Annotated in this window: 13 protein-coding genes; 12 read left to right on the plus strand and 1 reads right to left on the minus strand. The window is 72.8% G+C overall.

All coding sequences use genetic code 11. The features are described from left to right. A complete protein-coding gene (locus tag ASE20_RS05135) occupies nt 1-1,056 on the plus strand; it encodes a quinone-dependent dihydroorotate dehydrogenase (protein ID WP_056893440.1) in 1,056 nt (351 codons plus the stop codon). 7 nt (nt 1,057-1,063) lie between these two features. On the opposite strand, the gene ASE20_RS05140 is transcribed toward ASE20_RS05135, so the two are convergent. After that, on the minus strand, nt 1,064-2,170 hold the full coding sequence (locus ASE20_RS05140; RefSeq protein ID WP_056893441.1) for a M48 family metallopeptidase: 1,107 nt from the start codon (nt 2,168-2,170) through the stop codon (nt 1,064-1,066). A gap of 72 nt (nt 2,171-2,242) precedes the next feature. On the opposite strand from ASE20_RS05140, the gene ASE20_RS05145 reads away from it, so the two are divergent. The 11 genes from ASE20_RS05145 (at nt 2,243) to ASE20_RS05195 (ending at nt 14,365) form a co-directional block, all read left to right on the plus strand. Further along, nucleotides 2,243-3,400 (plus strand): alpha-hydroxy-acid oxidizing protein, encoded by a 1,158-nt coding sequence (locus tag ASE20_RS05145; protein ID WP_056893442.1) that lies wholly within the window; start codon nt 2,243-2,245, stop codon nt 3,398-3,400. A gap of 94 nt (nt 3,401-3,494) precedes the next feature. Beyond that, nucleotides 3,495-4,328, plus strand: a complete 834-nt coding sequence (pyrF, locus tag ASE20_RS05150) for an orotidine-5'-phosphate decarboxylase (RefSeq protein ID WP_056893443.1) — start codon at nt 3,495-3,497, stop codon at nt 4,326-4,328. Beyond that, nucleotides 4,325-4,801, plus strand: a complete 477-nt coding sequence (locus ASE20_RS05155) for a hypothetical protein (RefSeq protein WP_056893444.1) — start codon at nt 4,325-4,327, stop codon at nt 4,799-4,801. Before pyrF ends, ASE20_RS05155 begins: the two co-directional genes overlap by 4 nt. A gap of 111 nt (nt 4,802-4,912) precedes the next feature. Next, entirely contained in the window at nt 4,913-5,851 is a 939-nt protein-coding gene (locus tag ASE20_RS05160) for a hypothetical protein (RefSeq protein ID WP_056893445.1), read from the plus strand. Beyond that, nucleotides 5,851-6,837, plus strand: a complete 987-nt coding sequence (locus ASE20_RS05165) for a hypothetical protein (RefSeq protein WP_056893446.1) — start codon at nt 5,851-5,853, stop codon at nt 6,835-6,837. The genes ASE20_RS05160 and ASE20_RS05165 overlap by 1 nt, the downstream gene beginning before the upstream one ends. A gap of 73 nt (nt 6,838-6,910) precedes the next feature. Then, complete coding sequence (gene mihF / locus ASE20_RS05170) at nt 6,911-7,225, plus strand: integration host factor, actinobacterial type (RefSeq protein WP_056893447.1); 315 nt, start codon at nt 6,911-6,913, stop codon at nt 7,223-7,225. Then, entirely contained in the window at nt 7,222-7,788 is a 567-nt protein-coding gene (gene gmk / locus ASE20_RS05175) for a guanylate kinase (RefSeq protein ID WP_056893448.1), read from the plus strand. Before mihF ends, gmk begins: the two co-directional genes overlap by 4 nt. Nucleotides 7,789-7,796: 8 nt before the next feature. Next, nucleotides 7,797-8,126, plus strand: a complete 330-nt coding sequence (rpoZ, locus tag ASE20_RS05180; protein ID WP_056893449.1) for a DNA-directed RNA polymerase subunit omega — start codon at nt 7,797-7,799, stop codon at nt 8,124-8,126. A 13-nt stretch (nt 8,127-8,139) separates the two neighbouring features. Further along, nucleotides 8,140-9,378, plus strand: a complete 1,239-nt coding sequence (coaBC, locus tag ASE20_RS05185; protein WP_082612169.1) for a bifunctional phosphopantothenoylcysteine decarboxylase/phosphopantothenate--cysteine ligase CoaBC — start codon at nt 8,140-8,142, stop codon at nt 9,376-9,378. A 94-nt stretch (nt 9,379-9,472) separates the two neighbouring features. Next, nucleotides 9,473-10,672, plus strand: coding sequence for a methionine adenosyltransferase (gene metK, locus ASE20_RS05190; protein WP_056893450.1), 1,200 nt, complete (start codon nt 9,473-9,475; stop codon nt 10,670-10,672). 75 nt (nt 10,673-10,747) lie between these two features. Beyond that, nucleotides 10,748-14,365, plus strand: coding sequence for a M4 family metallopeptidase (locus tag ASE20_RS05195; RefSeq protein WP_056893451.1), 3,618 nt, complete (start codon nt 10,748-10,750; stop codon nt 14,363-14,365). Nucleotides 14,366-14,384 lie beyond the last annotated feature (19 nt).

The raw sequence follows: 14,384 nt of genomic DNA on the forward strand, positions 1-14,384 counted from the left end.
GTGCGAGCGCAGCGAGCCTCGAAATCGATCTACGACCGGGTCTTCGACAACGTCCTGGTCCGGATGGACGCCGAGAAGGCGCACCACCTGACCTACGACGCCCTCAAGGCCGGGGGACCGGTGCTCACCCGCGCCCGGATCCCCGGTCGCCACCCGGTCGAGGCGATGGGCCTGACCTTCCCCAACCGGCTCGGCCTGGCGCCCGGCTTCGACAAGACCGCCGAGGTCTACGACCGGATGGGCGCCTTCGGGTTCGGCCACGTCGAGATCGGCACGGTCACCGCGCTCGCGCAGCCCGGCAACCCGAAGCCGCGGCTGTTCCGCCTCCCCGAGGACCGGGCGATCGTCAACCGGATGGGCTTCAACAACGACGGTGCCGAGGCGGTCGCGCGCCGCCTCGCCAAGCGCCGGGCGAAGCCCGGCGGGCTCGTGCTCGGCGTCAACATCGGCAAGTCGAAGGTCGTCCCCGACGACGACCAGGCGGCCGTCGAGGCCGACTACGAGACCTCGACGCGCCTGCTGGCGCCGTACGCCGACTACCTCGTCGTCAACGTCAGCTCCCCGAACACCCCGGGCCTGCGGAACCTGCAGGCGGTCGAGAAGCTCGCCCCGCTGCTGGCCCACGTCCGTCGTACCGCCGACCGGGTGACGGGCGACCGACAGGTCCCGCTCGCCGTGAAGATCGCGCCCGACCTGTCCGACGACGACGTGCTCGCCGTTGCCGACATGTCCCTCGACCTCGGCCTCGCCGGGATCATCGCCACCAACACGACGATCTCGCGCGCGGGCCTGCGCACGCCGGCCGCCGACGTCGAGGCCCTCGGTGCCGGCGGTGTCTCGGGCGCGCCCCTCACGCAGCGCTCGACCGAGGTCGTCCGGCTGCTCCGCGGCCGGGTCGGCGACCGGATCAGCCTGATCGGCGTCGGCGGCATCAGCACGCCCGACGACGCGCGCGAGCGGGTGGCGGCCGGAGCGGACCTGGTACAGGTCTACAGCGGCCTCATCTACGGCGGCCCGAGCTGGCCCAAGCAGCTCCTCAGGGCGCTCCGGGACTGATCGCGGGTCAGTGCACGTAGCGGTAGGCGTCGCCGAGCCGCTTGAACGCCTGGTCCAGCGCGGGCTGGAGCTGCTGGTCGATCCGGCGGCTGCGAGCGGCGTCGACGACGATCGCCGGGATCGAGCGCTCCACGGACTCGACCAGGCGCAGCCGGTCGACGGTCGGAGGGTGGCTGGCGTCGGTGCGTCGCTCGTCCTCGGCGGCGGCCCGTCGGTTGCCCGCACGTTGGGCCGCGTCGTACGACGCCACCCGGTCGGCGATCGACACGCCGATGTGCGGCCGGTCCCGGTCCATGGCCGCTCGGTTGGCGACCACGTCGAGGCCCTCGGCGAGGAGGGTGACCTCGTGGAGCGAGGCTGCGGCGTCGGTCCCGGCGGCGACAGCACCGAAGAGGTCGGCGTACAGCTCCTGGCTGCGCGAGGACGTCGCGTTCACCCGCACGAGCAGGTGCAGGTAGCCACGGAGGAGCCAGCGTGGCGGGGCCATGGCCGCGTGGATGAGGACCGTCTCCCACGTGTCCGGGCGCAGGAGGCTGATCCAGCCGCGAAGGGTGTCGTAGGCGCCCCCGACGAACTGGCCGCTCAGCAGGTCACCGTGCGCGAGGTGCCCGATCTCGTGCCCGAGCAGTGCAACGCGCTCCTGCGGGCCGAGCGCGGCCCACAGGGTGGCGCCGAGGACGAGCTGACGCTGACCGATCCCGATCGGACTGACATAGGCGTTGAAGGCGTCGTCGACCCGGACCTGCGCGGGTGGACGGGTGCCGGCGAGCTCACAGACCTCGCGGACGAGTGCGACCAGCTCGGGTGCCGACCCGTCGACCCGGATCGAGTCCGGGTCCGGAGCCCAGAGCAGCCGGGGGCGCGTCACCCAGGCCACGGCGGCCAGGAAGGCGCCGACCGCCCACGCCCACAGGTTGTCGCCGCGGACCACGACGTAGACCGCCGCTGCCAGGACGGCGATGCTCACCAGGTGCACCGGCGTCGCGAGCGCGACCGCTGCCAGGCGGGCGAGACCGCGGTTGCCGCCGGCGGCCATCCGGTCGACCAGGCGCCGGTCGAAGGCCTCGGCGACGCGGGCGTCGATGCGCTGGGCGAAGGTGGGCGATGTCGGCACAGGCCGGATCGTAGGCCGCGGGGCGCCCGCCCTGCTCCGGAATGCACCGACCGCCTCAACTACGGTGTGCGCATGGCGTTCGGCGACTACCAGATCGAGCTCTACCTCGGAGCCCTCGGCGGCGTCCTGCCGGCGCATCCCTTCGACCACGCCGAGCTCGAGCGCAACGCCCTCGCGGCGCTCCCTCCGGAGCTGCGCACCTACGTCGCCGGCGGCGCCGGTGACGAGGCGACCCAGCGCGCCAACGTCGAGGCGTTCGCGCGGTACGCGCTGGTGCCGCGCATGTTCCGGGCCAGCCCCGAGCGCGACCTGTCCGTCGAGCTGTTCGGCCGGACGCTGGCCAGCCCGCTGCTGCTCGCACCCGTAGGCGTCGTCGGCCTGTGCACGGCGGACCAGCACGGCGACGTGCACTCCGCGGAGGTGGCGGCCGCGACCGGCGTACCGCTGATCGGGTCGACGCTGATGAGCGACCCGCTCGAGGACGTGGCGGCTGCGGCGGGCGACGCCGGCAAGTGGTTCCAGCTCTACACGCCGAAGAACCGCGAGCTCGCCGCGAGCCTGGTGAGCCGGGCCGAGGCGGCCGGCTACGAAGCCATCGTGATCACCCTCGACACCTGGGTGCCGGGCTGGCGCCCGCGCGACCTCGCGTCGGGCAACTTCCCGCAGCTGCGCGGCAAGGCGCTCGCCAACTACACCTCCGACCCGGTCTTCCAGGAGATGACCGGGCCGGACCCCGACCCGGGCACGGTCGTGATGACCTGGGTCGGCACGTTCGGCCACCCGGTCACGTGGGACGACCTGCCGTGGCTGCGGTCGCTGACGAAGCTGCCGATCCTGGTCAAGGGCGTGTGCCACCCCGACGACGCGCGCCGCGCGCTCGACGAGGGTGTCGACGGCATCTACTGCTCCAACCACGGCGGCCGCCAGGCCAACGGCGGGGGAGCCGCGCTCGAGTGGCTGCCCGACGTCGTCGCCGCGGTCGACGGCCGCGGTCCGGTGGTCTTCGACTCCGGCGTCCGCACCGGGGCCGATGTCGTCAAGGCGATCGCCCTCGGGGCCGACGCCGTCGCGATCGGTCGCCCCTACGTCTACGCCCTCGCCCTCGGCGGCGTCCCGGGCGCGATCCACCAGGTCCGCGCCCTGCAGGCCGAGGCCGACCTCGTCATGGCCGTCGACGGGTACCCCACGCTGGCCGACCTGACCCCTGAAGCCCTGAGGAGGCTCTCGTGAATTTCGATACGCCGGTCGCAGGCTCCTGCGTCGCCTGCGCGGCTGCTCAATCTCCCCGCGTGATCCACCTCCTCGCGAGCTCGGAGGTGGCGCGGTGACCTTCGGTGCCCGTGTCGCTGCGGCGATGGAGGAGCGCGGCCAGTTCTGCGTCGGGATCGACCCGCACAGCGCGCTGCTCCACGACTGGGGGTACGACGACGACGTCGCCGGGCTCGAGGCGTTCGCCCTCGGTGCCGTGGAGGCCGTGGCGCCGTACGCCAGCGTGGTGAAGCCGCAGTCGGCCTTCTACGAGCGATTCGGCAGCAGGGGTGTCGCCGTCCTCGAGCGGGTGATCACCGAGTCGCGCGCCGCGGGTGCGCTGGTGCTGCTCGACATCAAGCGCGGCGACATCGGCTCGACCTCGCAGGCCTATGCCGACGCCTACCTCGACCCGTCGTCGCCGCTGGCCTCCGACGCGATCACGATCAGCCCCTACCTCGGCTTCGGCTCGCTGCTGTCCTTCGTCGACACCGCCCGCCGCTTCGACGCCGGCCTGTTCGTCCTCGCCGCCACCTCCAACAAGGAGGGCCCGGAGGTGCAGGAGGCCGTGACGTCGGAGGAGTACGGCGCCCGCACGGTCGCCTCCGCCATGCTCGACCACCTGCGCGAGCTCAACGCCGGCGCGACGCCGCTCGGCTCGTTCGGTGCGGTCGTCGGCGCCACCATCGACGGCAACGGCCTGGACTTCGCGCTCAACGGCCCGATCCTCGCGCCCGGGTACGGCGAGCAGGGCGGCACGAGTGCCGACATCCTGCGCATCTTCGGCTCCAGCGCGCGCCACGTCCTGGCCAGCTCCTCGCGCGGCGTGCTGCGGCTGGGCCCGGACCCGGTCGCGATGCGGGATGCCGTGCTGCGTGCCAACGACGAGCTGCGCGGGCTGCTGGGGTGACCCGCTCCCGCGGGTGGGGACTCCCGCTGGTCGTCCTCCTGCTGGCCGTCGCCGGTGGCGCGGCCTACCTCCTGGTGGGCCCGGACGACAGCGACGACCCGTTCGCGTCCTACTGCGACGCCGTGGTCGACCACCGCGAGGACATCGGCGCGGCCCGCTCCGCGGGCGCCGAGACCGGCCTGCTGCGCGCGCTCCCGGCGTTCGAGGAGCTCGCCGACGAGGCACCGGAGGACATCCGCGACGAGTGGCGCATCGTCGTCGACAGGGTGAGCGACCTGCGTGACGCGCTCGACGACGCGGGGGTGGACCCGGCGTCGTACGACCCCGAGAAGCCGCCCGAGGGCCTCAGCGCCGACCAGCGCAAGGCGATCCGGACGGCTGCCGTGCGGCTCGGTGCCGAGGACACGGCGGCGGCGCTCAGCGGTGTCGAGCAGCAGGCCCGCGACGTCTGCAAGACGCCGCTCTCGCTCTGAGCGGACCGGTTCTCCACAGGCCGGCGCACCTCCTTTGACCCCATCTCCGTGTGGTCATACGGTGCTGGCGCGAGGTGATCCTCGCACCACACACACATCTCGGGAGGATGCATGAACAGGAAGGTCCTGGCCGCGCTCGTCGTGGCCCTGATGCTGGGGATCGGCGCGATCGCCGTCACCGACCGGGCGGCCGCGGCGCCGTCCGACGACGACAGTGCAGCCCCGCTGCCCGGCGACAGGGTGCGGCAGCGCTCGGCCGTCGAGCTGGTCGTCAAGGTGCGCTACGACCCCCGCACGCGCGCCGTGCGTGTGCTGTCGAAGGCAGGGCGCGCCCGCTCCACGGGGCGCCCGACCCACCGGGTCGCGGTCGGCACGCGCGCGTTCGGGCCGTCGCAGCGGAGTGCGCGGGCGTCCTACACCTGCCTGGTGCGGCGCGACTCCACCGGCCGCCTGCGGCCGGGCAACGTGCTGCGGGTCAGCGCGGACGGGCGGTCCTACAGCCTGAAGTACCTGCTGTTCCCCTACACGCTCAACCGTGCCCGCACGCTCGGGCGGACGCTCACCCGCCAGATCGAGTTCTGCGTGACCGGCGGCGGCGACGTGTGGAACGGCTTCCACCAGTGGCTCGACGGGGCCTCGGTCGCCTACGCCTCGCGCACCGACCGCACGATCGGGACACAGTGGGGCACCGAGGTCGTCGACGGCTCGGTCAGCTCCACGATCAGCCTGAAGGTCGGCGGTGGCCCGGTCTCGATCGGTGCCAGCACGACGGTCGCCGACAAGGACCGCCACACCGGCAGCACCGGTCGCAGCGGCGACGTCGGCCGGTGGGACCAGATCGAGCCCTTCAACCCCAACCGCGTCAACACCTTCTACAAGTCGGGCACGACCTGGCGCTGGCAGGGGAGCGCCGACTACCAGGGGAACAACGGGCACCTGTTGGTCGAGGTGCCCCAGGGGAGTGGTGGCGCCGTCGGCTACGTCCTCGCCGCGGCGACGCGTGCCCACTGCAAGAACCCCTTCGGCATCGGGTGCGGGGACTTCGACTGATGCGTCGCCTCCAGCTGCCGACCCTGGTCCTGGCGCTGGCTTCGGTCCTGGCCCTGGCTGCGTGCCAGGGCCAGGGGCCGCTGGCCGGGCCCGATGACACGGTGGATGCCGTGGCCTCGGGCGGGGTCGAGCCGCCCGGTCTCTGGGACGGCCAGTCCCTCCTGCTCGAGGGGGCGCTCTACGTGCTGAGCGGGCCGGACGCCTACTCCGCCGACGTGCTCGAGGCGCGGCTGCCCGGTGGCGAGCTGCGTCGGTTGACCGCCAACCCCCGGGGCTTCGGGATCTCCGCGCTGTCGGCGTCCGATGCCGGCATCGCCCTGGCTAGTGCCGAGAACGGCTCGGACCAACTGCGCGTGCTGGCCGGCGGTCGTTCGGCGCTGTGGGGCCGGCAGTCGGCCATGGGCCCGTCGATCGACGGCCGGGGGCGGGTGCTGGCCGCCCGTGGCACCGACACCGGCTCGGCCACCGACGTCTACGTCCCGGGCCGGCCACGGCGAGAGCTGCTCCCCAACGACCCCCGCGACCCCGCGGCCGTCTGGGGACCGCACGGCACGGTCCTGGTGGCCGCGCCGACCCAACCGGGTCCCGGTGTGGCCACCCGGCTGCAGGAGCGGGACGTGCAGGGACGGCTGGTCCGCGACCTCGGGCGGCCCGGCGGACGGTTCTCACTGCTGGCCAATCCCTATCCCGACCGCCAGCCGGTGACCGCCCTCAGGCCGGGGATGCACGCGACCGGCTTCGTGCTCACCGACGACCTGAAGCGCACGATCCCGGTCCCGTCCGACTGGGACATCGGCTGCTGGAACCCGCACGGCACCGCGCTCCTGGTGACGAAGGGCACGTCCGTCGGGCTCTGGCGGCCGGGGCGACCACGGCAGGTCACGGTGGTGGGAGCCTCCGCGGTGCCGATCTTCGACTGTGCGTGGCTCACTGGCCCGATTCGCGGCCTGCCACCCGCATTGCCGGAGCGGAGCCCTTCTGGCTAGATTGACCGGCGGTGGCCGGGTTTCGCCGCGCCACCGCTGATCCGTGTCTCGACCACCGAAGGACTCCGACCCCGTGGCCCTGCCCCCACTGACACCCGAACAGCGCCAGGCCGCCCTGGAGAAGGCGGCCGCCGCCCGGCGCGAGCGGGCCGAGGTGAAGAACCGGCTGAAGAACTCCGGTGCCTCCATCAGCGAGGTGCTCCAGCAGGGCCAGGTCAACGACGTCATCGGCAAGATGAAGGTCCTCGACCTCCTGCAGTCGGTGCCCGGGCTCGGCAAGGTCCGCGCCCGCCAGGTGATGGAGCGGCTCGGCATCGCGGAGTCCCGCCGCGTGCGTGGTCTCGGCACCAAGCAGGTCGCCGCGCTGGAGCGTGAGTTCGCCGAGTGAGTGCGAAGCTCTTCGTCCTCGCCGGCCCCACCGCGGTCGGCAAGGGCACGGTGGCTGCTGCGATGCGCGACCAGCACCCCGAGATCTACCTGTCCGTCTCGGCGACCACCCGGCCGCCGCGGCCCGGCGAGGTCGACGGCGTCCACTACCACTTCGTCAGCGTCGAGGAGTTCGACCGGCTCGTGGCCGAGGGCCAGATGCTCGAGTGGGCCGTCGTCCACGGCGTCCACCGCTACGGCACCCCGCGCGGCCCGGTGACCGAGGCGCTCGCCGCCGGTCGTCCGGCCCTGCTGGAGATCGACCTCCAGGGCGCCCGCCAGGTCCGCGAGACCGCGCCGGACGCCGTCTTCGTCTTCCTCAAGCCGCCGTCCTGGGAGGAGCTGGTCCGCCGGCTCGTCGGTCGTGGCACCGAGGACGAGGAGGAGCGGGAGCGTAGGCTGGCCACGGCCCGCGAGGAGCTGGCCGCGGAGGCCGAGTTCGACGTGACGATCGTCAACCGCGAAGTTCATTCTGCCGTCGAGGAGTTGGTATCCTTGATGGTTGATTCATCCACCGAACTGTGAGGACCTCTGTGTCTGCCCCGAACATCGACGCCGTGGGTGTCACCAACCCGCCGATCGACGACCTGCTGTCCAAGACCGACAGCAAGTACAAGCTGGTCCTCTACAGCGCCAAGCGCGCCCGGCAGATCAACGCCTACTACTCCCAGCTCGGCGAGGGCCTGCTCGAGTACGTCGGTCCGCTCGTCGAGACCCACGTCCAGGAGAAGCCCCTCTCGATCGCGCTGCGCGAGATCAACGAGGACCTGCTGACCTGCGAGGACATCGACCCCGCCGAGCTCGCCGCCGAGCAGGCCGCGGCCGCGTCGGCCACCGAGACCCCGGCCGCTCCCGCCGAGTGATCTGACGGCCCTCGTGTCCCGGCCCCGTGTGGTGCTCGGTGTGTCCGGCGGGATCGCGGCCTACAAGGCCTGCGAGCTGCTCCGCCGGTTCACCGAGTCCGGCCACGACGTGACGGTGGTTCCCACGGCGGCGGCGCTGGAGTTCGTCGGCGCCCCGACGTGGGCGGCCCTGTCCGGCAAGCCGGTCTCGGCCGAGGTCTGGACCGGCGTGCACGAGGTGCCGCACGTCCGGCTGGGCCAGACGGCAGACCTGGTCGTGGTCGCCCCGGCGACCGCGGACCTGATGGCGAAGGCCGCCCACGGGCTGGCCGACGACCTGCTGACCAACACGCTCCTCACCGCGCGCTGCCCGGTCGTGCTGGCCCCCGCCATGCACACCGAGATGTGGGAGCACCCGGCGACGGCGGCCAACGTCGCCACCCTCCGCTCGCGCGGGGTGCTGGTGATCGAGCCCGCCGAGGGCCGGCTGACCGGCGCCGACACCGGCAAGGGCCGCCTGCCCGACCCGGAGGAGATCTTCGAGGTCGCCCGCGACGTGCTGGGGCGCGCCGCGGCCGGCGGGTCCGGTGCGCCGGGTGCGCCCGCCGACCTCGCCGGACGCCACGTCGTGGTGTCCGCCGGCGGCACCCGTGAGCGGCTCGACCCGGTCCGCTTCCTGGGCAACCGCTCGTCGGGTCGCCAAGGCTACGCCCTCGCCCGCGCCGCGGCCGCGCGCGGCGCCGAGGTCACCCTCATCGCGGCCAATGTGTCGCTGGGCGACCCTGCGGGCGTCAAGGTGGTCCGCGTCGAGTCGACCGCCGAGCTGCGCGACGCGGTGCTGACCGCGGCAGCGACCGCCGACGCCGTGGTGATGGCCGCCGCGCCCGCCGACTTCCGTCCGACAGCGGCGTCGGACACGAAGATCAAGAAGTCCGACGACGGCTCCGCGCCGTCGATCACGCTGCAGCAGAACCCCGACATCCTCAAGGAGATCTCGCAGCACCGGGTCCGCCCGGGCGCGGTGATCGTCGGGTTCGCCGCCGAGACCGGTGACGCGACCGGCAGCGTCCTCGACCTGGCCCGCGCCAAGCTGGCCCGCAAGGGCTGCGACCTGCTGGTCGTCAACGACGTCAGCGGGGGAGCGGTCTTCGGGAGCACCGACAACGAAGCGGTGATCCTCGGCGCCGACGGCTCCTCGGTCGAGGTACCGCACGGGTCGAAGTCGGCGCTGGCCCACCAGATCTGGGACGAGGTCGTCGCTCGTCTTTCCTGAGAGCCTCTTTGCTGAGACACAGGAGCATCACCTCCAGCGGTCCGTATCGTTGGAACACAGCCCATACCTCCCCCCATACAGGAGTTCCCACCTCATGACCGGACGTCTGTTCACGTCGGAGTCGGTGACCGAGGGTCACCCGGACAAGATCGCCGACCAGATCAGCGACACCGTTCTCGACTACCTGCTCGAGCACGACCCCAAGAGCCGCGTCGCGGTCGAGACCCTGCTGACGACCGGCCTGGTCGTCGTCGCCGGCGAGGTGACCACCGAGGCCTACGCTCCCGTGGCCCAGCTGGTGCGCGAGAAGATCCTCGAGATCGGCTACGACTCCTCGGACAAGGGCTTCGACGGCAACTCCTGCGGTGTGCAGGTCGCCATCGGTGCCCAGTCGCCCGACATCGCGCAGGGCGTCGACACGGCTGAGGACGTCCGCCTCGGCGGTTCCTCCGACGAGCTGGACAAGCAGGGCGCGGGCGACCAGGGCCTGATGTTCGGCTACGCCTGCGACGACACCCCGGAGCTCTTCCCGCTGCCGATCAAGATCGCGCAGACGCTGGCCGAGAAGCTCACCGCGGTGCGCAAGGACGGCACGCTGCCCTACCTCCGTCCCGACGGCAAGACCCAGGTCACCATCGAGTACGACGAGGACGACCGCGCCGTCCGGGTCGACACCGTCGTGCTGTCCACGCAGCACGCGGAGGACGTCACCCAGGAGCAGATCGCGGCCGACATCACGGCCAAGGTCATCGAGCCGGTCCTGCAGCAGTTCAAGACCAGCGTCCCGTTCGACGGCTACAAGCTGCACATCAACCCGACGGGCAAGTTCGTCGTCGGTGGCCCGATGGGTGACGCCGGCCTGACCGGTCGCAAGATCATCGTCGACACCTACGGCGGCATGGCTCGCCACGGTGGCGGCGCGTTCTCCGGCAAGGACCCGTCGAAGGTGGACCGCTCGGCCGCCTACGCCATGCGCTGGGTCGCCAAGAACGTCGTCGCCGCGGGCCTGGCCCGTCGCTGCGAGGCCCAGGTCGCCTACGCCATCGGTGTCGCCAAGCCGGTCGGTGTCTTCATCGAGACCTTCGGCACGGGCATCGTCCCGGACGAGAAGATCCAGGAGGCCGTGCTCGAGGTCTTCGACCTGCGTCCGGCCGCCATCCTGCGCGACCTCGACCTGCGTCGTCCGATCTACGCCAAGACGGCTGCCTACGGTCACTTCGGCCGTGAGCTCCCCGAGTTCACCTGGGAGCGGACCGACCGCGCGGAGGCCCTCAAGGCCGCCGTCGGCATCTGACCCCTTCAGGCTCTCCAGGTCCGCCCGTCGTCCCTCCGGGGACGGCGGGCGGACCTCGTTGCAAGCGGAGGAACCATGCGTCGCGTCCTTGCCAGCGCCTGTGCCGCCCTCGCGGCGACCGCCGCGCTCGCGGTGGTCCCTCCGTCGTACGCCGCGCGACCCGACGACGGTGAGGCGGCCCTGCAGGCCGATGCCGACGGCCCGCTGCGGATCCGCCGCGAGCACGGGGTCGCCACGTTCGTCGGCAAGCCCGCCGGCACCGACCTCGACAACCCGGGGGTCGGGCGTCGCACGCCCGCCTCCGTGGCGGCGCGCGCCCACCTCGACCGGTACGGCGAGGCGATCGGCGCCGACCGGTCGGGCACGCGGCTCGTGGAGCGCAGGACGGTCGGGAAGCCGGGCGAGGGCCAGCTGGTGCGCTACCAGCAGCAGGTCGGCGGTGTCCCGGTCCTCGGCGGCGAGGTCGTGGTCGGCCTGGGAGCCGACCACGAGCTGGACTCGCTGAACGCCCACCTCTCCGACGCCACCGGCGTCCCCGCCCCCACGCTCGCGGAGGACGACGCCCGCGCCGTCGCCGCGGGCACGGTCCGGAGGGCAGTCGGTCGCCGAGTTCAGGTGGAGGACGGCGGCCGCTGGGTCCTCGACCCGGAGGCGGTGGGACTCGACGCCACTCCTGAACGGGGCGGGGTCCGCGGTGTGTGGCGCTTCGAGGTGCGGGCCGGGAGCGCCGTGCGACGCCTGGTCCTCGTCGACGACCGCACGGGCGACGTCCTGCTCGACGTGGACCTGGTCGAGGACATCGACCGCACCGTGTGCGACCGGGCCAACGTCTGGGGCCAGGAGGTGCCCTGCACCACGGACGCGGTGCGCACCGAGACCTCGGGACCGTCCGCGGTCGCGGACGTGGAGGCGGCGTTCGCCCATGCCGGTGCGACGTCCACCTTCTACCAGCAGGTCGGCTTCTTCGACCTGACCTCGCTGATCGGCTACCCGACCGCGTCCGGCCTCAAGCTGTCGTCGACGGTCCGCTTCTGCCCCAACTCCGGTCAGAACTGCCCGTACGCCAATGCGTTCTGGAACGGCCAGGGCATGTTCTACGGCCAGGGGTACGCCGCCGCGGACGACGTCGTCGGCCACGAGATGACCCACGGCGTGATCGAGCGGTCCTCGGGTCTCCTGTACTGGGACCAGCCCGGCGCCATCAACGAGTCGCTGGCCGACATCATCGGCGAGATCGTCGACCACCGGAACGTGGGCCCCGGCGACACCGCAACGGACTGGCGCCTCGGCGAGGACCTGCCGAACGGCGCGATCCGCGACCTGGCGAACCCGCCGGCCAAGGGCCAGCCGGACCGGATGACCAGCGCCCTCTGGGACGCCGACCTCCGCTACGAGGACGGCGGCGGGGTCCACCGGAACTCGGGCGTGGGCAACAAGGCGTTCCACCTGATCTCGCAGGGCGGCACCTTCAACGGCCAGACGATCACCGGCATCGACGCGGGGGATCCCAGCCTGACCAGGTCGGGTCTCCTCTGGGTCCGCACGATGGCCGGCCTGACCGCTTTCACGGAGTACGCCGACCTGGCGGTCGTGCTCCAGCAGACCTGTGCGCAGCTGGTGGACCTGAACTGGTTCACCGCCGCCGACTGCACCGCCGTCAACAAGGCGATCCTGGCCACCGAGCTGACCTCGCCGCCGACCAGCGACCCGGAGAAGGACGCACCCCGCGGCTGCCCGGACGGCCGCTTCCCGCGGACCCTGTTCGACTCGGAGACCGGGAGCGACCCGACCGCGAAGCTCGCTCCGGCCCCCGGTTGGGGCCGCACACCGGCGACGCCGGTCAACGCCGCCTACGGTGTGAACGCCTACTCCGGCGACACGGCCTGGGTCGCCGAGGACCCGCCGGGAGCCGTCTCGCGGTCCCTGCGGTCCGCCGCGCCGATCGCCGTCCCGCAGGGCCAGCCGTCGTACCTCGCCTTCCGGCAGTGGTACCTCTTCGACTTCGGCATCGACCCGGCCAACGGCACCGGCTACTGGTACGACGGCGGCACGCTCGAGATGACGTCCGCGGCCGACGACACCTCGTGGGTGTCGTTGTCCAACTACCCGTGGGACAACGGGCCGACGAGGGTCCTGCAGCCACCCAACGAGACCCGCAAGGCCTTCGCCGGCAGCAGCCGCGGCTGGATCGGCAGCAGGGTGGAGATCACCGGCTTCGGCGGCCAGTCGGTCCGCCCGACCTTCACGGTCCGCACCGACGAGTCGTACGGCGGGCCGGGCTGGTACCTCGACGACATCCTGGTCTACACCTGCGACCTGGGCCTGGCGGCCACTGTCGCCCCCACCCTGCCCGCGACCACCCCTCGTGTCGGGGTCACGGTGAGCGTGACGGCGCCGACGTGGAACCTGCCCGACGCGGTCACGTCGTACCAGTGGCGGCGCGACGGGGCGCCCGTGGCCGGGGCGACCCAGCCGAGCTACACGCCCGTCGCGGGCGACGTCGGCACCGCGTTGAGCGTCGTGGTGACGGGCACGTCCGGCGGGCAGACCGTTCCCGTGGTGCTCGCCGCCCCGGCGCCGGTCGAGGCCGCGCCGGTGCCACTGCAGGCGACGATGCCGCCCAGCCTCCCGGCGACCGCGCCGCGGGTCGGGACGGCGTTCACGGTGACCGCGCCGGTGTGGAACCAGGCAGGCGTGACGACGACCTACCAGTGGCGCCGTGACGGCCAGCCGATCGTCGGGGCGATGTCCGCGAGCTACACGCCGGTGGCTGACGACCTCGGCACGACCATCGGCGTCATCGCGACCGGGACGCGCGGCGAGCAGGTCGTCGAGCTGGCCCCGGTCACGGCAATCGCCGCGGTCCAGGCGGCCCCGCCGCCGCTGCAGGCGACGACACAGCCCAGCCTGCCGGCGACGACGCCTCAGGTCGGCACGCCGATCACCGTGACGGCGCCCGTCTGGAACAGGCCCGACGTGGTCACGACCTACCAGTGGCTCCGCGGCGACCAGCCGATCGCCGGCGCCACGCAGCCGTCCTACTCGCCCGTCCCAGCCGACGTCGGCACCCGGCTCAGCGTGGTCGCGACCGGCACCCTCGGCGATGAGACCGCATCGGTCGTGGCCGGGCCCATGACGGACGTGCTTCCCGTGCTCGCCGTCGTGACCGTCCCCAGCCTCGCCGCCGGCGCTCCGCGGGTCGGCCGCGCGATCGCCGTCACCGCACCGACGTGGAACCTGGCGGGCACGATCCCGACGTACCAGTGGCGGCGCAACGGGCAGCCGCTCGCCGGCCGGACGCAGGCGACCTACACGCCGGTCGCCGCCGACGTCGGCACGCGCCTCAGCGTGGTGGTGACGGGCACCAACGGTGCCCAGAGCAAGGCGGTCACGGCGGCGGCGAGCGCCGACACGGCGCTCGGCATCCTCACGGCGCCGCGGACGGTGCGCACCACCGGCACGCCGTCGGTCGGCAGGCGGCTCACGGCAGCGCGAGGTACGTGGGCGCCGACCGGGATCACCTTCACCTACCGGTGGCTGCGCGACGGCAAGGTGATCGCGGGGGCGACCCGGGCGAGCTTCGTGCTCCGTACGGTCGACAGGGGCCACCGGGTGGCGGTGCGGATCACCGCGCGGAAGTCGGGCTACGCGACGGTCGTCCGGACCTCGGCGGCCGTGCTGGTCCGCCGCTGAGCCCGGACGCGTCGGGCCC

Source organism: Nocardioides sp. Root240, from assembly GCF_001428825.1.
GTDB lineage: Bacteria > Actinomycetota > Actinomycetes > Propionibacteriales > Nocardioidaceae > Nocardioides.

What these genes read in the sequence shown, in the direction of transcription:
- ASE20_RS05195 (WP_056893451.1), top strand. Translation starts at nt 10,748, where the DNA reads ATGCGTCGCGTCCTTGCCAGCGCCTGTGCCGCCCTCGCGGCGACCGCC.
- ASE20_RS05160 (WP_056893445.1), top strand. Translation starts at nt 4,913, where the DNA reads ATGAACAGGAAGGTCCTGGCCGCGCTCGTCGTGGCCCTGATGCTGGGG.
- ASE20_RS05165 (WP_056893446.1), top strand. Translation starts at nt 5,851, where the DNA reads ATGCGTCGCCTCCAGCTGCCGACCCTGGTCCTGGCGCTGGCTTCGGTC.
- metK (WP_056893450.1), top strand. Translation starts at nt 9,473, where the DNA reads ATGACCGGACGTCTGTTCACGTCGGAGTCGGTGACCGAGGGTCACCCG.
- ASE20_RS05145 (WP_056893442.1), top strand. Translation starts at nt 2,243, where the DNA reads ATGGCGTTCGGCGACTACCAGATCGAGCTCTACCTCGGAGCCCTCGGC.